Annotated in this window: 15 protein-coding genes; 10 read left to right on the top strand and 5 right to left on the bottom strand. The window is 34.7% G+C overall.

The window, feature by feature from the left end:
• Positions 1–12: 12 nt before the first annotated feature.
• The 3 genes from IJL02_RS11500 to IJL02_RS11490 form a co-directional block, all read right to left on the bottom strand.
• A complete protein-coding gene (locus tag IJL02_RS11500; protein ID WP_292816566.1) occupies positions 13–1,035 on the bottom strand; it encodes a hypothetical protein in 1,023 nt (340 codons plus the stop codon).
• Positions 1,036–1,102: 67 nt separating this feature from the next.
• Complete coding sequence (locus tag IJL02_RS11495) at positions 1,103–2,635, bottom strand: thiamine pyrophosphate-binding protein (RefSeq protein WP_292816564.1); 1,533 nt, start codon at positions 2,633–2,635, stop codon at positions 1,103–1,105.
• Positions 2,632–3,090 (bottom strand): deoxyuridine 5'-triphosphate nucleotidohydrolase, encoded by a 459-nt coding sequence (locus IJL02_RS11490; RefSeq protein WP_292816562.1) that lies wholly within the window; start codon positions 3,088–3,090, stop codon positions 2,632–2,634. Before IJL02_RS11490 ends, IJL02_RS11495 begins: the two co-directional genes overlap by 4 nt.
• 203 nt (positions 3,091–3,293) lie before the next feature.
• Here IJL02_RS11490 and IJL02_RS11485 point away from each other — a divergent pair, with 203 nt between their 5' ends.
• Both IJL02_RS11485 and dmpI read left to right on the top strand, forming a co-directional pair.
• Entirely contained in the window at positions 3,294–4,193 is a 900-nt protein-coding gene (locus tag IJL02_RS11485; protein WP_292816560.1) for a hypothetical protein, read from the top strand.
• Between the two features lie 30 nt (positions 4,194–4,223).
• On the top strand, positions 4,224–4,412 hold the full coding sequence (gene dmpI, locus IJL02_RS11480) for a 4-oxalocrotonate tautomerase DmpI (protein ID WP_292816558.1): 189 nt from the start codon (positions 4,224–4,226) through the stop codon (positions 4,410–4,412).
• Between the two features lie 122 nt (positions 4,413–4,534).
• On the opposite strand, the gene IJL02_RS11475 is transcribed toward dmpI, so the two are convergent.
• On the bottom strand, positions 4,535–5,470 hold the full coding sequence (locus tag IJL02_RS11475; RefSeq protein WP_292816556.1) for a hypothetical protein: 936 nt from the start codon (positions 5,468–5,470) through the stop codon (positions 4,535–4,537).
• A gap of 270 nt (positions 5,471–5,740) precedes the next feature.
• Between IJL02_RS11475 and IJL02_RS11470 the strand changes: the two genes are divergently transcribed.
• Genes IJL02_RS11470 through IJL02_RS11460 form a run of 3 tightly spaced genes read left to right on the top strand, consistent with a single transcriptional unit; the run spans position 5,741 to position 7,659 of the window.
• Positions 5,741–6,328 (top strand): stage II sporulation protein M, encoded by a 588-nt coding sequence (locus tag IJL02_RS11470; protein ID WP_292816554.1) that lies wholly within the window; start codon positions 5,741–5,743, stop codon positions 6,326–6,328.
• A gap of 12 nt (positions 6,329–6,340) precedes the next feature.
• Positions 6,341–7,138, top strand: coding sequence for a hypothetical protein (locus IJL02_RS11465; RefSeq protein ID WP_292816552.1), 798 nt, complete (start codon positions 6,341–6,343; stop codon positions 7,136–7,138).
• Between the two features lie 20 nt (positions 7,139–7,158).
• On the top strand, positions 7,159–7,659 hold the full coding sequence (locus IJL02_RS11460; protein ID WP_292816550.1) for a hypothetical protein: 501 nt from the start codon (positions 7,159–7,161) through the stop codon (positions 7,657–7,659).
• A 124-nt stretch (positions 7,660–7,783) separates the two neighbouring features.
• Here the strand turns inward: IJL02_RS11460 and IJL02_RS11455 are convergent, their stop codons facing one another.
• Positions 7,784–7,957, bottom strand: coding sequence for a hypothetical protein (locus tag IJL02_RS11455; protein ID WP_292816548.1), 174 nt, complete (start codon positions 7,955–7,957; stop codon positions 7,784–7,786).
• Between the two features lie 139 nt (positions 7,958–8,096).
• On the opposite strand from IJL02_RS11455, the gene IJL02_RS11450 reads away from it, so the two are divergent.
• The 5 genes from IJL02_RS11450 (at position 8,097) to IJL02_RS11430 (ending at position 17,657) form a co-directional block, all read left to right on the top strand.
• Positions 8,097–8,849 carry a hypothetical protein gene (locus IJL02_RS11450; RefSeq protein WP_292816546.1) on the top strand — a complete coding sequence of 251 codons (753 nt, stop codon included), beginning with the start codon at positions 8,097–8,099 and terminating at the stop codon, positions 8,847–8,849.
• A 372-nt stretch (positions 8,850–9,221) separates the two neighbouring features.
• Positions 9,222–9,716 (top strand): hypothetical protein, encoded by a 495-nt coding sequence (locus IJL02_RS11445; RefSeq protein WP_292816544.1) that lies wholly within the window; start codon positions 9,222–9,224, stop codon positions 9,714–9,716.
• Entirely contained in the window at positions 9,713–10,522 is an 810-nt protein-coding gene (locus IJL02_RS11440) for a toll/interleukin-1 receptor domain-containing protein (protein WP_292816542.1), read from the top strand. Before IJL02_RS11445 ends, IJL02_RS11440 begins: the two co-directional genes overlap by 4 nt.
• Positions 10,523–10,533: 11 nt before the next feature.
• Positions 10,534–11,409 carry a toll/interleukin-1 receptor domain-containing protein gene (locus IJL02_RS11435; RefSeq protein ID WP_292816539.1) on the top strand — a complete coding sequence of 292 codons (876 nt, stop codon included), beginning with the start codon at positions 10,534–10,536 and terminating at the stop codon, positions 11,407–11,409.
• A 35-nt stretch (positions 11,410–11,444) separates the two neighbouring features.
• Positions 11,445–17,657, top strand: a complete 6,213-nt coding sequence (locus IJL02_RS11430) for a C1 family peptidase (protein ID WP_292816536.1) — start codon at positions 11,445–11,447, stop codon at positions 17,655–17,657.
• Positions 17,658–17,667: the final 10 nt, after the last annotated feature.

The raw sequence follows: 17,667 nt of genomic DNA, 5'->3' as shown, positions 1-17,667 counted from the left end.
ACCGTTGGGTAATCAGTATTCTTTAAATACATTGATTGCGCTTGTCATTGGAATGTTTTTTCTTCCGTCAGGTTTGCTTAAGCGTGAAACGAATTCGATTTTTTTGATTTTTAAATCATATGTTCCGTATTTTTGCTGGAATGAAGTGAAAGGATTGTCCACATTTGCGATATCTGCCTTGATTTCATCGCCGACACTTATATCGACAAGCAGGGAATTGTCCATGTCAAACAGATGAGTCAGCATGTGTTTTTTGATTTCATTGAAATCTGCCTCAACACCTGAAAAGTCAATTCTCTCCAGGGTGTTGCTTGTAACTGATTTATAGAAGCTGCTTCCTTCGATTTTTACTGTCAAATCGTACTGCGCTTTAAATCTCGGATCGTTTCTCATCACGTTTTCAACATAATCGGCATCCATTATGTTATAGTCAACCGGAAGGTCCTTATAGCTTCCGTCGTCATATACCGAATAGGTTACTGTTATTATGTCTCCGCCAAAGCAATAATCGAATATGTTCTTTGTAGAATCCAAATCCGCAATATATTCACTATACTGATTCTTTTTTAGATGGAATGTGAAATTCTCATTTGTACGCTGATTGAATACTGTAAAATCAATTTCATCAGGAAGACTGTCATCATTTGCAGGTGCAGGATTCGGTTGGGACGGAGTGCTGTTTAAAACCTGATCTACAGTTAATCCCATTTCATTTGCCCTTTTTTCAAGAAGTGCCAATGCATTGTCCTTATACCATGAAGCCAATTCTTTGTTTGTGACATTTGGAGTGTTTAAACCATCCCTGTACAAATCGGCAAGCATTTGCGGAGTAAAAAGAGTATTTGCCGAAAACAGCATGGTTGAGCCATAAAAATAATTGGCATCCTTGTCGTTTTCTTCCCATTTTTTGCCTATTTCCAGGCATTTGTCAATATCAAGAGCTTCAAAAGCCTTTTTAAATTCAACGGCATAGTCTGTTTTGTTGGAAGTATTTGTAGTACTATTGTTTTTTTTGAATTTATCAAAAAATCCCATTTAAATCACCTGGGTTGTAAACCGATAATACAATATCTGTAATAACTATTATTTAATTTAACTGCCATTACTCAGGAAGAGGAATATCCTCACTTTCAACAATGATTTCAACTACAAGAGGTCCTGTGAGGTCTTTTTCAAGCAGATAATCCAAATCCTGGAGATTATCAATGCGCACGCCATCAACTGAATAGCTTGAAGCCAGTTTTATAAAGTCAGGGTTTTCCAGTTTTACCTGATATGGCTTCATGCCATAGAACTGTTCCTGCCATTGCCTTATAATGCCGTATTCAGAGTTGTTTAAAATGAAAACAATGACATCCAGGTTATTTTGCCTTAATGTTGCAAGTTCCTGAAGGTTCATCTGAAAATCGCCGTCTCCATTTATTAAGATAACTTTCTCACCGGTTGCAATGCTTGCTCCGATAGCTGCAGGCAGGCCGTAACCCATCGGCGCAAGTCCTCCTGAAAAGAGAAGCTGTCTTGGCTTTAGGGATTTTTTAAGCAACGTTGTCCATGTGGTGTGGCTTCCGGCGTCGGATACGACAATATTGTCGGGAAATCTTTCCAATATCCTTTTGATGGCTGCTTGAGGAGACCTGTCCTTATCGAGTCCTTCAATTTCCAAAGCATCATCTATCTTTAATATTTCGCCAATCCATTCAGTATGCCTGAAGTTTATTTCAGCTAAAAAGTCTGAAACTTTACCATGAATCGGATAATCACCAACCAGAACATCCCTGTTGATGTTTACATGAATCAGATTGTTTGGAATTTTAGGCAGTGTCCTTTCACTGGCTTTTAAGCCCAATGCAATGATGCAGTCGGCATTTTCAAAAGCGTATTTTGCCCTTGGAGTCTGCCTGATTCCAACCATTCCAAGGTTCAGTTCGTTTTCTTCAGATATTATTCCCTTGGCGTGAAACGTTGTGGTAACCGGAATGTGAAATTTATCTAAAATAGTTTCTATAGTATTTTTTTCGCTTATTGCACCTGCACCCAATATTAATAACGGCCTTTTGGATGAATCAATAAGCTCCTGTGCTTTTGAGATATTTGATAGGTCATCCTCACACAGATAGCACAAATCGAAATCCTTGAATTCCTCTTCAAGCAGAACATCTTTAGACAGGTTAATATGAATCGGGCCTTTAGGATTGTTTTTAAGCTCGAATATGGATGCCCTTAAAACGTACATTGCTTCAGTCCCGTTTAAAGGATTGTATGATGCTCTTGTGATGTTTTTAAATATTTCCACTTGAGGCAGTGTCTGGAAATGATCCGTGTTTCTGTATTTAAGCTCATTATCTCCTGTGATTACAAGAATAGGAACGTTGTCCTTGAATGCAGTTGCAAGAGCCATTGTAAAGTTCAGCGCGCCGGGAGATGCAGTTGCAATGCAAACGCCAATTTTACCGCTTGAGCGAGTATATCCGTCAGCGGCATGGGCAGCAGCCTGTTCGTGGCGTGTGAGGATGTGGTCAATTCCTGAAGCGGAAAGTGCCCTGTAAAGAGGCATTATCTGCTCACCAGGTATTCCGAAAACATGTTCAATACCTTCCTCCTCAAGGATTTCAACAAATTTATCGGCTACGTTCACTCTTCTGCCTCCTGATAAGAGCCGTCATATTCTCCTGAGCCTTCAACGTCAAAAACCACTGCCTGAGCTATCCTGTCACCTGACTTGATTTTATATTCAAACTCGCCGTGATTGTAAATCATAAACATTAATGTTCCATAAAAGCCCGGATCCCCCACTGCGGTCTGAACAGAAACGAATGACCTTAGAAGTGTTGAGCGTGGAAGATAAAGCATGGTATAGCCTTTAGGTATTTTAATTTTCCTTTTGATGCTTGCCAGATATGCAGTATGAGGTTTTAGGGTGTAGACATCACCTTCAAGTTCTTCAATTTCAGGCAAATTCTTTTCATTGTCAATGAGTGAGCCTGAAGATGTTTGTATATAAATTTTATCAAGTTCCAAATCAATTCCGGAAGGTTGCACCAAATCAGCGAAATCTGGAAACAGCTTAACTAGTTCTTCTTCACCAAGCATAATATCAAATCCTTATATACATTTTTAATAATTATACTATAAATAGATATTTAAACCATTAAATGACATCAATATTGCTTTTACTCTGTTAAATTGCTTTTATTTACAAGAAAAATTATATATTATCGGTTGATTAAATTAATAATCATGAACATGTTTTGTTTTAGTTAATTAGCTAGCTAAAAAAATACTTTGGTGAAAAAATGAGCCGTGATATCCATGACATTTTTGACGTGATTATGAAAATAATTGCGACAGTCTATGGAAATGATTTTTTAAGATACATAGGCATCAAAGGAGAGCTGAAAAAAGAACTGAAAACAGAAATAACAACGATTAAAGGAAAAAAATTATATCTGGATTTTTTATGTGAACTGAATGATGGTACAATCCATAATTTTGAATTTCAATATCCAAAAGCGACATCTAATGATTTGGAGCGATTTTTCGGATATAATATTCTTGTAGAGGTCAGATATCAAACATTAACAGAAACAGTAATTATTAACTTCGGCCATAGGAAAAATCCAGAAGAAATCAAAAGAATAGGGAAAACAAAATGTTTTAATCCACAATATTTCTATTTGGGAGACATTGATTTTGATGAGATAATGGAAAAAATTAATATAAAAGTAAAATCAGAAAAAAGACTAACAGCAAGTGAGGAAATCACATTAATGATAATGTGCATTGTTTCAGACTGTAAAAACAAAGCGCAAAAGCTTAAAGGATTATGCAAACTTCTTAAAAAGAAAGAATTGTTTGATGAAAGTAGATTTGAATTCATTGAATCAGTTGTAAAACTTGAAATTGATAATTTACTTACAGAAAAAGAAAAACAGGATATTAAAAAGGAGATAAAAATGACACCACAAGCATTAAGTACCATCCAGCGAGCGATTGATGAAGTAAACAAGAAAGTGATTTCAGAAGCAAAAATGGAAGGTGAAGCTAAAGGAATGGAAAAAGGAATGGAAAAAGGAATAGAAAAAGGTAGAAAAGAAAGCATGCAAGAAATTGCAAAAGCGTTTAAAGATAAAATTGACATTGAAGAATTATCCCAGGCAACTGGGTTAAGCATTGACGAAATTAATCAATTATAAAGCTCATTAAATAATAAAATGGTGATAAAAATGCCTGTTGTAACTATTGGTGGAAATGACGGAATCAGTGTAGAGAAAAAAAGAGAAATGGTTAAAAAAGTAAGTGAAGTTGTTGCTGAGGCTTATGATTTGCCTATTGAAGCAATAACTGTACTTGTGCAGGCCTATCCAAAAGAAAGTATTGGAGTGGCTGGAGAACTGTTAAGCGACAGAGAATAGAGAAATATTTTTAATTTGCGTTTTGAAAAAGGGAAATTCCTAGGAATTTCCCATAGTTCAAACCAAAAAAGAACTAAGTATTTGCAATGCAAATACAATAACATATTAGATTTAAAAAATATTTATAATTTTGTTTTTTCGTAATGGCCGTCAACCTTTTCAATCAGGTTTTTATCGATTAAATTATCCAAATTCCTTTCAATCTTCTTTTCGAAGTTTTTGGACCTGTATCTTATCATTGACCGTTTAATATCCTCAAAAGATGTTTTTTCATCTATTGAATCATAAATGCTTTTTTCAAATGGAGTCAATGTAAAGACAATATCTTTTAAAGCCGATTTTTCATCTGAAATATTATCAAAGGACCATACCTCATCAGCTGCCTTTACCCCCAGTTCATCTTCCAGTCCTTCAATGTCATCGACCAGCAAATCAAGATGGGGATAGCTGGCAAGACCGTATTTGTGCTTGGAGATTTTTGCTAAAAACTCCTGGTAAGTTTTATCCAAATCAATATTCTCATCTTCAAATGAATCAAGAACGTATACCTTATCGTCAATCACTTTTACGACTTTATATGTGTTTGTCTCACCGCAGAAGTTAATCGTCCCGAATTCATTGACGTTCCAGCTGTTATCGAGAAGGAAATTTCGAACAAACTCGGCATCTTCAAGATTGTCATAATATCCGAATATGTAATCGTCACCTGCAATCTGCTTTTTGATTATGAATGTGGAAAAGATCCGTGTTATATTGAGACCATATTTTGAGTTGTTCGGGTTTCTTTTATGCTTTTTTGTGAGTTTCTCAACAGTTTCAAGGTCCGGTTCGGTTTTATATTTTGCAAGAATATGAATTTTTTCATCCAGAACACTTAAAACCAGATAATCATCATTGTTTTTTATAATTTGAGGTGTCCTATCCAAATCCCAATCGTTATTTACTAAAAAATCCCGTATAAAAATTGCATCATCCAAATTATTGATTTTTGCATATGTTTTGGAGTTTTTAACAATTGTATATGAGTTTTTATTCTCCCGGATGTATTTTCTGCTCATTGAATATAGTTTGTTGATAATTTTTTAAATAGATTGGCTAATAAAATTTAGGTATACCTAAATATTTATATGGTATAACAACCAACAGTAATTTAGACATGTTACTTTCAATAATTGAAAAGGAGGAAAAATCTTGATTATCGGAATTGAAAACCTTAAAGAAAAACAAAAAGAAAAAGAAAACACCGAAGAATAAAACATGAATGATTTTAGAAAATCTGCAGTATTCATACCTAAAAATTATATAATAAAACAACATTAAATATTAATATGAAACTTATTGAAGACGGATTTTTTAAAAGAAACAAGAAAATAATATTAATTACAGTTCTAATAATGCTTGGATCAGCAGTTGTTGGTGCCGGCATCGGATTTATTAATGGTGAAGGAAAATACAATCAGATATCTGATAATTTAAGGACACTCCAGTCCAACGACGGCGAAACTGTTGAAACAAGTTCCCTATTTCTTTTTATCCATAACCTAACTGCTGATTTGATCATAATTATTGGAGGAATTTTATTTTCAATAATATCAGTTATTTCAGTGATATTTAATGGAGTTATGATAGGAACTCCTTTTGGAGTGGATTTGGCGTTTGCCGCATCAAGCATACTCCCACATGCAATAATTGAATATTTAGCAGGAGCACTGGCACTTGCAGCCGCATTTAAAATAACACAGCTGGAAATAAAGATCATCAAAAACAGAAATCTTAGAGATACACTCAGTGAGAATAAAGTTTTCATTAAAGATATTGCAGTAATTATTATAATAATGATTGTTCTTTTAGCTGTTGCAGCAATAATTGAAGGACACATTACTCCAAGAATCGTGACATGGTATTACGGACTTTAGAAAGTGTTAAAAATGAATTTTTATTTAGGATATCTCCAGTTTGCAATTGAAATAGTGATTTTTTTAGTTCTGATGTTTGTCGGAATCGCTATTTTAAATCGTCTTAAAGATTCAAAATTAAAGATATTCCATGCAAAAGAATATTTCCCCGAAGAGGAAGTCCATTCCCTAAGGCAAATGTATTACCTTGTAATGATGGCGCTGTTTTTCATCAATATACTGTATTTCTTAATATTCGATGATGGAAATATAATCTATTTTGCAATATTTGACATTTTCCTTTCACTATATCTTGCAATAACACTTGATAAAAGCTCAATAAAAAACAAAATCCTATTAATATTTCTGATTCCATTCAGTTCAATGACATTTACGATATTCGGGCTAAATCTCGTTGGACTACTTGATTTGATTCACATCCCAATATTCATATATTTCATGAAAGTGTATTTCGATGAATTCAGAACCTATACTAAGTCAAACGGACTTGGAATCACAGTAATCTTATTGTTTACAATAATCTTTGTTAGTTTTCTGATAACTCAAGTTGTAGAATCAGTTAATCCTCTTGATTCACTTGTCATGGTTTCAAATGCATTTACAAGTAACGGATATACAGTTTTAGGCCAATCAATTCCTGGAAAAATAAATTCCATTTTTCTGGTTTGGGGAGGATATATTCTCTCCGGCGTAGGTACAGCCACATTGGCATCTGCCATTTTAATACGTCATTTCAACAAAAAAATAGACAAGTATGATGAAAGACTGGACAGACTGGAAGAGCTTATTAAAAAAAACAATGAAGATTAACATTATAATTAAATGATAAAATGTATGAAGATTACAAAAACAGCGAAGCTGAAGTGGCATCAATAGAAAAAACACCTGACGAAATAATATCTGCAATAGAAAATATTGTTAAATCCACAAAGCAGCTTTCAAAAATCGAATCTGTAAAAACCTACGACGACGGGACAATAAACATTATAATCCGCACAACAACCTATGATGAGAATACCAAAAGAATAGCGTCTGTTGGTCTTATTAAGCTGAATGAAAGCCTCACCCAAATTCAGTCATACACCAAGGAATGGAGCAAGTACAGTTCACAGCCAATGGCTTCAAACATCTCTAAAAAGCTCGTCAGAGACATTTTCAGATATTTCGGCCAAGATGATGAGGCAAAGGAATTCATGAAAAAAAGCGACAGAAAGGATTTGAAAAATTTCGGAAGCGGGATTTTTAGAGGATTTAAAAGAACAGCCATTGCGGTTGTTATTGTTATAATAATTCTAGCCATCATCAGGTTTGTGTTAATGTTGATAAAGTAGATTATATAATCTAAAAAAGTCAGATGACTTAAAATACTCGCTTAACTATTGATTTGGATTAATTTTTTATAGCAAATTATCGATTAAATGATTTATTTGGTTAAATTGAAAAATTGACCTGAAATTATTTTTTGAGTTCATCCTCAAGATGAGCTATTAAACCGTCGAGCTTTTCAATCTGAATTTTGAACTCCTCTCCTCTAGGAGTACCCTTAACCTTTTCGAATTTTTCTTCTAAAGATTCCTTCAAATCTTTTGCCTGTTTAATTCTTTGTTCAATGTTGGTTTTATCAGCCATGAAATCACCTTGATTATAATATTGTCTGATGTGGTTAATCTATTCTTTGATTTGATGTTTACACTAAACACATAATAAAAAATAAATAATTCAAATTTCAAATATAATATTAACAAGAAGTAAATAGTTAGTGATAAAAATGGAAAAAAATAAACTCATTATAATTGCTTTGATTGCAACAATAGCTATCCTTGCAATTTCTGTTGGTTATGCCTTACTGTTTCCAAGCGTAGAATATGAAAAAATCAACTTAAGCAACGGTACAACAATAGACGCTCCAAAAGCGGATGATGCTTCATGGACCAAAGATGTTAATGGGATTAGAACCTACGCCTGTGCGTCCAAACATACTTCCATGACTTCATTCAACAGCCAGGAAGATTTCAGCCTTGTTGGTGCAGGAGGATTTGCCCTTGCACGGGACATGCTAATAAACGGATCTAAAGACGTTGAAACATACAATAATTATCAGATTAAAGAAAACACAGTAAACGGAACCCATTATTATATTGTCTATATCAGCAACAATGCAACCCATGACAATATCATTATCGGAAGTGACAGTCTGGACATTATAAAACACATGATTGACAGTCTGGTTTTAGGAGCTCCGGGAGAAGCTGCAAATGCAAATCTCGAGCAAACAGGTTCACCGACACCGACAAATACCAGCAGTGTTGATAAAACCAAATATTCTGAAGATGATTTGATTCTAGCTGCTCAGTACGGATATTTCACTGGTTATTATGACGGATATGATGATTCAAGTTATTATAATTCTTATAATTCCTACAGTGACTATAATGATTATGGCTATAATGATTATTCAGAAAGTTCATCAAGCAGTTATGATGATTATGACTATAGCAACTATGAAGATGAGGATTATTAATAAAAGTAGAATGTATGGGATTTAAGCCCAACATGGAAACTGCAATTCCCATACTTAAATACTATGAAAAATAAAATGAACCTCCTTACTTAAATAAAGCGAAGAATACCTACACCATAATGTTAAATTTGAAAAAGACATATAATCCTCCTTCCACATTAATGTAACTGTTGAAAGATGTATATAACATCATAAACTGGTTCGTATTAATGATTTGACATATCGACGATCTTTCTCATTGCCTCCAAGAGTAGTAATTTTGAATTGATTCTACTGAGTATTTATTGAGCGACAATATATGTACCAGTAAATATTTTTTTTTACAACAACATAACAATTTAAATATCACCAATAATAGATTTAATTTTAGATATGAACAAAAAGACTATTGAATACCTAATTATAGCAACAGCAATTATCATACTGCTTTACAGTGGTTATGCATTTCTAAGCCACGACTACATAGATGAGGTAAACAACGTTACTGATTCTATCACTATGTATCATCCGGCTAGCTCAAACTACACTGTTATTGGCGATACTGTCGTGTTTAAAAATCCGGCATACTCTTTTTATGACATGAACGTTTCCAAATTGAGTTCAAACGATGCAAGGCTTACTAATCTTTTAAGTCATTTTTCCAAGGTCAATCAGGGAACTGTCGAATACTTTAATGAGAGCTGCTATGTTGTAACTATGGAGTTTGAAGACGCATCCGGATTCAAATACCACTCCATGATTATTCCTATTGATTCCTTTGACAAAAACAGCCATAATTTTACAAAAGACACTACAGTCTATCTTTTTGATGCAAACAACAGAGGATATCTCGTAGATTCAGTATTCAACAGCAAGGTGATATTATGAGTCAGGACGTTTTTATTAGCTATTCCACAAAGGACAGTGCCATAGCAGAAAAGATCTGTTATGCCCTTGAGCAGAACGGCCTTACCTGCTGGATTGCGCCGAGAAACATTTCTTCGGGAAAAAGCTACATTGACGAGATTTCAAAAGCCATAAAAACAACAAAAATCGTTGTTCTGGTGTTTTCCAAAAATTCGCAGGAATCAAAATACGTTAACAATGAAATCAAAATGGCTTTTACCCGAAACAAGCCGATTATCTCATTCAATATTGACAATTCAGAACCTGAAGGAGATATGGAGTATCACCTTAAGGTGTCACAGTGGCTTATGGCGTCTCCTAAACCTGAAGACAAGCTTGAAACCTTGGTTGAGGATGCAAAGGAGCTGTGCGATATAAAAACCGATGTTCCGGTACTTGTCGATTTGACCAATTTCATTCCTGAGGACTTATCAAAGCACAAAAAGGACTACATTTCCCTTATCCTGCTTTTTACACCGATTTATTGGGCTTCATTTATCTACATGGGAATAAGCGCCTCCAAAAAACTGTGGGCAGGGATGGGTATTTTATATATGATTCCTTCACTAATGATTTTTATACTTTATTTCGAGGTTTTAGATTTCCTGTTTGTATCATATCCGTTGTTTAAGATGTTTAACGTGATATTTATCATATTCTGGATTTTGGCAATCATACACGGATTTGTAATCAGAAATGAATTCTTAACAAGAAAATCAGTTTTAAGATTTACCACATCAGACGACAATCTCTTCAATTACCTTTATGAGGAATATGTCGAGCTTTAGGAGCTTTTAAAATGGATCATGACGTTTACATATACTATGATGAAAAAGACGGCGAGTACTGTGACGGCATTTACAACATATTTAAGCAGAACAACATCAAATCATGGATTAAAACAAAGGACATGTCCTCAGATAAGGCTGTATCAGAAATTACAGATGCAATAGCATATTCGAAGTGTTTTGTTGTGGTTTTATCAAAAAACAGCCAGAAGACAAATCAAATCATTACCGAAACTGATCTTGCCTTTTCAAAAAACATTCCGATTGTTGCTCTCAACATTGACGGAGCAGAACTTGAGGGCAATCTTGAGTTTATACTGGAAACCCAGGATAAGATACCTTCTTATCCCAACACCAAAAAGCAGCTTGAAAAACTGGTTAAAACAACCTCAAAAATCATTGAAAAGCCGGCAGGCAAGGTAACTCTTGAGGACAAATACGTTGATTTGTTTGAAAAAATCAACCCTAAAAAGAAAGAAAACCTCATCAAAAAGGTTCTTGCTGTTGCAATTCCGATAGCTGTAATAGCTGTTTTGGTTTATCTTTTTGTAATTGTGCCGACAGGCCAGCATACAACAGATGACGGTGCCTTTAAAATGAACGTCACCGGCGTTGAGGTTTCCCCATCAGAGGGAAAATACATATATACAGTCTACGGAGAATCCTATAATCTTCCTTCAAATTCCGAGTCATACTTTATGAACATCAAGTTCATGGATAAAGACGGCAATCTGGTTTATGAGGTAAATTCCACCGCAGATGAGTTTAAATCAGGAAAAATCTGGTCAGGACCTATAAACAATAATAACGCAGACCACATTGACTTTAAATTGTTTGACATCAATGACAAAATGCTTTCAAATGAAAGTTATGTTATCGCAAAATAGGACAATATAAATATATTATAATACATAATAATATTATGATTAATAAAAGGATTATCTTCATTTTTTTATTAACGACTATAGCAATTGGAACGCTATCGGCAGTAAATGCCAGTGATACATCTGCAGATATGACCAACTCGAGCTATGCTTTACAAAAGCTTGACGAATCTATAGATTTAAGCGAAGATACTCCTTTAGAAAGTTCAAAATTCAGAACTTTCACAGAACTTCAAAACCAGATAAACAATGCACCGAAAGACTCAACCATTTACCTGACAGATGATTACCATTATACTACTGATTTTAAAAGCAGAAACGGAATAACAATCACCAAATCAATAACAATTGACGGCAAAGGACATGCTATTGATGGAATGGTAGATTCCCCATTGCTTTTAATAAATAAAGCAGACAATGTCGTTTTGAAAAATATAGTCTTTCAGAAAGGTTACAATGAATATTCGGGCATTGTCAGTGCAATTTACTCCAACAACATCAGATTTGAAAACTGTAAATTTATTGATAATGAAGCCGATACAGGAACTGTTTTTTTAGGCGGCAACAATTACACATCATTTGTTAACTGCATTTTTGAAGAAAATTATGCGTACGGTATGGGCGGTGCCGTTTATATGGCCCAAAATAGATATCCGTCATTTGTCAACTGTCATTTTTATCTTAATGAGGCATTAAGCGGAGGAGCAATTTATTCAAGAGGAAACTACCGCCCTTCATTTGAATTATGTTGTTTCGAAGGAAATTCTGCAGATGATGGTGGAGCCATCCTTTCAAATAGAGACGAATCCCCATTATATGCTGAATGCAAATTCCTTGATAATGCTTGCGAATATTATGGAGGTGCAATATACCTAACCGAAAATAATGAAACCGCATTTAATTCCTGCAATTTCAGCGGCAATTATGGATACTATGGAGGCACACTATCAGCCAACAATACAGATATTTATATTAATTTCTGTAATTTTGCAGCCAATACCGGCTATAATGGAACTTGCATCTTTTCTCAAGAATCCAATGTTCACTGTAGAGGTTCATTTTTTAATACTTCAGACATGGCAAATATTGGTGGGGCAATCTGTTCAATCCATTCCGCATTAGACATTGCAGATTGCAAATTCAGTGAAAATTTTGCATTCTATGCCGGAGGGGACATCTACTCAAAATACGGTATGGTCTTTTTAGAAAACAACACATTTTACAATTCCACTTGTCTTGGTTTTGGAGGTTCCCTATGTTTTAATGATGATTACGTGCAGCTTAAAAACTGCATATTTGATGAATGTACATCTCTTATCGATGGAGGAGGTGCAATTTACTGTTTAAATTCCGTGCTGTACAGCCATTCCTGTGAATATGTGAACTGTAATTCCGATTTTGGCGGTGCGGTATGCTCCCTAAATACTGAGTTAGAAATCAAAGATAGCAGATTTGTCAATAATTCCGCATTCTATAGTGGAGGTTCACTTTATACCATTTACGGATCTCTTAGCCTTGATAACTCAACATTTTTACTTTCCAGTTCACAGAATGGCGGTGCGGCATACATCAGGAGCCCTCAAAAAATAAACAACATTACAAACAATCGTTTCCTATACTCTTCAGCAAAAAAAGGGTCAAAAATATATGTTGATGAATATTATGGAGACATTCCCCAAAGTGGAAATGTTTTTGAGGATATTTATTTTGCTGTAGGTCTTTTTAACGGTTCCAATGCAAACGGTGAGGAATACTGCAATTACAGTAATATTTTAACTTATGTAGTTAGCAATGCTAACGGTTATCATTCAGATTTATCTTATTATGCCTACCTAAGAGACGAATTTGCTTCAGATATGAATTTTACCCCGATTGAATCCGAAAATATTGTTGACGTTAATATTCATGATGAAGACAATCCTAACGACCAGATTATCTTTATAAATTATGATGATTATTCAAACCGAACAATAATCTATGATTCACAACATTCACGCAGCGATTTGAATTTGCGATTCCTTGATATTCAAATTTATAACTTCAATGGCGACGATCTTACCAGCCTTAAAATTATGTCAGTGATAGGCAACATAAATTCTGAAGACTATGAGAAAAGAGAGTGCCTCAATACATATACTGCATATGACAACAGAAAAACACGCGGATGGTGGGTCCTGCCGGTCTTTGAGAATAACACAAGAGTGACCATAAATGAAGACAGGAACGGGGTTTGTTATTGGTATGATGATATGAATTACAGTGAACTTGACATTAATGGAATTGACGGCAAACTCATTTTTAATTTTGAAGACAGAAAACTGGATTCCAATTTCGGAAATGTGTATGAGTTTAAAAAGGAATATAATTCAGTCCCATTAATAAATTATACATCCAATATAACTTATCTGCCAAAAATTTATGATTCCCGAGATTACGGCTACATTACAAAAGTTCAAAATCAGGAAAACGGAAAGAACTGCTGGGCATTTGCAGGTATTGCAACACTTGAAGCCTGCCTTAAAAAAGCAACCGGACAGACTTATGACTTTTCAGAAAACAACGCAAAAAATATGATGGCAGTCACATCAATATACGGATTAAATATTGATTCAAATGCCGGAGGATATGACACCATGTTTATGGGTTATCTGGCAAGCTGGCTAGGACCTGCAGATGAAGAATATGACGTTTACAATCCACTATCTTCACTATCTGAAGATCTCTATCCGGTATATTACATTCAGGATATCGCATTCCTGCCTGCCCGTCAAAACACAAGCGACAATTACGCAATTAAAAATGCAATAATTAATTCCGGAGCGGTCTGTGTGATTTTTGATTGGACAGTCAATAATATTTCAAACGGACTGCATACCGTCAGTCTTATCGGGTGGAACGATGAATACAACGGCATTGACTGTTTGGGAAATTATGCAAAAGGTGCATGGATATTTAAAAACAGCTGGGGAGATGAATGGGGAGATAACGGTTTCGGATACCTGTCTTACGAACAAAAACTCTCAGAAGAAATTGCTCCATATATGCATACATACACATTCATTTTCAACGAAGCAGATATCGGATATCAGGAGATATACCAATACGACTTTGCAGGCCTCACAGACTTTTTGTGCACAAATACAACCCAAATCTATTATAAAAATAAGTTCACAGCAAAAGATGAGGAATTTCTATCTGCATTTTCCACATACTTTGAAAAACCAACCTATTTCACATACACTGTTACAATAAACGGCAAAGAAGTTGCCAAAAGCGAAAAAATTTATTCACAAGCAGGATATCATACAATAAGACTGGATGAATATCTACTACTAAACAAAAGCAATGAATTTGAAATCATCATAAAATTAATTGATGCAAATATCCCTGTTTGTCAGGCTGATGAATTATATAAACAAATTTATCCAAGCAACGTTTCATTTTTCAGTTACAACTCCAAAGACTGGATGGATTTAAATGATTTAACTTCCCAGTACAACTTTTCATATACTGGAGCTAAAGCAAACACTTCACAGGTGGCCTGTATCAAGGCATTTACCACCACCAGCAGAATGGATTATACTCCGCTGTCCACTTCTGTAGTAACACCTCTGGGAACACGCATAGGTTCCACTTACGATATGTATAACCTCAATGTGGTTTCATTTAAGGAAGTTCCCCTCAATAAAACCGTTTTTATCTCCATGAATATTCCTGAATGGGGTGAAAATGAGACATATGAACAGCTTGTAGAAATAAAAATCAACGGCGAAACATATTATTCAAAAATTAACGGCGGAAAAAGTGTTTTAAAAATCAGTTTTGATAAAGAGGGAAATTATACATTCTCAGCCAAACTCAAATCCAATTATTATTATTCAAGACCTGTTACATTTGATTTTGTTGTCACATCCAGCGTTACAGATGTTGCAACAACAAACACATTAACCGAACTTCATTCAATGATTTTTCACAGTGATGCGGGAGATGTAATCAACCTAACTGACGATTATTACTATGATGTGAATTTTCAGGACGTCATCGTGATTGACCATTCATTAACTATTGAGGGAAATGGCCATACAATAAACTGTCTTTCAAAATCAGGTCTTTTCCAAAGCGATGATGATTGTGAAGTTACTTTAAGAAATATTAACATTATAGGAGCGAATGAGAGTTCAATAATCGCATTTGGAAACTTAAACATTTACAACTGTACTTTTTCAGACAACGAGGGAGCATATGGTGGTGCTGTTTACTGCGAAGGACAATTAACTGTATCTGACTCAATATTTAAAAGCAATTATTGCTACGTTAATGGAGGAGCAATAATATCATATGGTCCGTGCAATATAGAAAACTCACTATTCGAATCCAACAGAGCCGACAAATGTGGCGGCGCACTGGCCGCATTTGAGTATATGAACATCACAAACTGTAAATTCATAAACAACACAGGAGACCTGGGAGGAGCAGTCTACTCACTGAAGGAAGGATTTATAGATAATACACTTTTCAAATCAAACAGCGCTGATAACGGAGGAGCTCTCTATACCGTAGGAGAAAATAAAATAGAAAATTCAATATTCGAATCAAATACCGCCCAATACGGAGGAGCAATAATATCATATGATTATGTTGATGTTATAAAATGCAACTTCAAAAACAATAGCGCAACATATAATGGAGGATCATTTTATTCAAACGATAAACTTAATATTGAAGACAGCATGTTCGAATCAAACAGCGCTGACACCCAGGGAGGCGCACTGGCAGCATATGAAAATATAAACATCACAAACTGTAAATTCATAAACAACACAGGAAATATGGGCGGAGCAGTCTACTCACTGATGGGAGGATTTATAGATAATACGGTCTTCAAATCAAACAGCGCTGATGACGGAGGAGCTCTCTATACAGTAGGAAAAAACAAAATAGAAAATTCAATATTTGAATCAAATACCGCCCAATACGGAGGAGCAATACTTTGTGAAAATGATTTAAATATAACCAATTGCGACTTCAAAAACAATAGTGCAACAGATAATGGAGGAGCCCTCAGTTTAGACGGCGACAGCATTATCAAAAATTCAAAATTTAACTCAAATAGTGCCATATACGGAGGCGCAATATGTTCAGGTTATGATGCTCCAACAAAGTTAATAAATTGTGAATTCACAAACGATCTGGCTACAGAATATGGAGGAAGCATATTTTCCGAAAGCACACTTGAAATCTCCAATTCAAACTTCAAATCCAATCTGAACAGAGAAGCAATCCTGTTTTATGCTCACAATCCAACAAGCCAGCTATATCTAAAAAACAATAAAATGGAAATGGGCAATGAAAATGCAGCTGCAATATGGTATACCGGATACTGCCCATATGATTCACCATTATATCTGGTTTTCAGCAATATCTCTGCAGTTAAAGGAAATAATGTAAGTTTAGCCAGATTAGTAAATGACGACGGAAATACATTTACAGTAAGCGATTTGAATTTCACATTGACAAACAAAAACAATAAAGAAGATGTTAAAAACCTTAAAATCAAATATACCAGAGAACTTGGAGGATATATATTAAATACAAGCGATATTGACCTTGGAGAATATGAACTTGACGGAAATCTATCTGATGATAGTTTAGTCAGCTATACTGTAAAAACCGGAACCCTGAAAATTGTAAAACCAGCAGTTCTAACAAGTTCAGGGCTTGAAAAAGTATATGGAACCAACGCTAAACTGACAGTGACCTTAAAAGATGATAAAGGAAATGCAATAGCAAACACAAACGTTAAAGTTAAAATCAGCGGCAAAACATATACAATCAAAACAAATTCAAAAGGCCAAGCAAGCCTAGCAATTAACCTGGCTCCGAACACATACTCAACAACAATAACATTTGAAGGAAACAGTCAATATTCCAGCGCAAGCTGTCAGGTGAAAGTTGTAATTAAAAAGGCAACTCCAAAACTTACCGCAAACAAAAAGACCTTTAAGGTAAGCGCAAAAACCAAAAAATACACAATTACACTTAAAAACAATTTAGGTAAAGTAATGAAAAATACAAAGGTTACCATTAAAGTAAACGGCAAAACCTACACAGTAAAAACCAACTCCAAAGGTCAGGCCACATTCACTTTAAAGATTACCAAAAAAGGAACATACAAAGCAACCATAAAATATAACGGAGACAAATACTACAATTCCGTTACAAAAACAGCAACAATAACGGTTAAAAAATGAAAATAAAATA

The sequence above is a fragment of the Methanobrevibacter sp. genome (genome assembly GCF_017427765.1).
GTDB lineage: Archaea > Methanobacteriota > Methanobacteria > Methanobacteriales > Methanobacteriaceae > Methanocatella.
The sequence above is the reverse complement of the archived record's forward strand: the minus strand, read 5'-3'. Positions and strand labels throughout refer to the sequence as shown.

Coding starts and splice junctions, on each gene's coding strand:
- IJL02_RS11440 (WP_292816542.1), top strand. CDS start 9,713: ATGAGTCAGGACGTTTTTATTAGCTATTCCACAAAGGACAGTGCCATA.
- IJL02_RS11475 (WP_292816556.1), bottom strand. CDS start 5,470: ATGAGCAGAAAATACATCCGGGAGAATAAAAACTCATATACAATTGTT.
- IJL02_RS11430 (WP_292816536.1), top strand. CDS start 11,445: ATGATTAATAAAAGGATTATCTTCATTTTTTTATTAACGACTATAGCA.
- dmpI (WP_292816558.1), top strand. CDS start 4,224: ATGCCTGTTGTAACTATTGGTGGAAATGACGGAATCAGTGTAGAGAAA.
- IJL02_RS11455 (WP_292816548.1), bottom strand. CDS start 7,957: ATGGCTGATAAAACCAACATTGAACAAAGAATTAAACAGGCAAAAGAT.
- IJL02_RS11460 (WP_292816550.1), top strand. CDS start 7,159: ATGTATGAAGATTACAAAAACAGCGAAGCTGAAGTGGCATCAATAGAA.
- IJL02_RS11470 (WP_292816554.1), top strand. CDS start 5,741: ATGAAACTTATTGAAGACGGATTTTTTAAAAGAAACAAGAAAATAATA.
- IJL02_RS11500 (WP_292816566.1), bottom strand. CDS start 1,035: ATGGGATTTTTTGATAAATTCAAAAAAAACAATAGTACTACAAATACT.
- IJL02_RS11465 (WP_292816552.1), top strand. CDS start 6,341: ATGAATTTTTATTTAGGATATCTCCAGTTTGCAATTGAAATAGTGATT.
- IJL02_RS11485 (WP_292816560.1), top strand. CDS start 3,294: ATGAGCCGTGATATCCATGACATTTTTGACGTGATTATGAAAATAATT.
- IJL02_RS11445 (WP_292816544.1), top strand. CDS start 9,222: ATGAACAAAAAGACTATTGAATACCTAATTATAGCAACAGCAATTATC.
- IJL02_RS11490 (WP_292816562.1), bottom strand. CDS start 3,090: ATGCTTGGTGAAGAAGAACTAGTTAAGCTGTTTCCAGATTTCGCTGAT.
- IJL02_RS11435 (WP_292816539.1), top strand. CDS start 10,534: ATGGATCATGACGTTTACATATACTATGATGAAAAAGACGGCGAGTAC.
- IJL02_RS11450 (WP_292816546.1), top strand. CDS start 8,097: ATGGAAAAAAATAAACTCATTATAATTGCTTTGATTGCAACAATAGCT.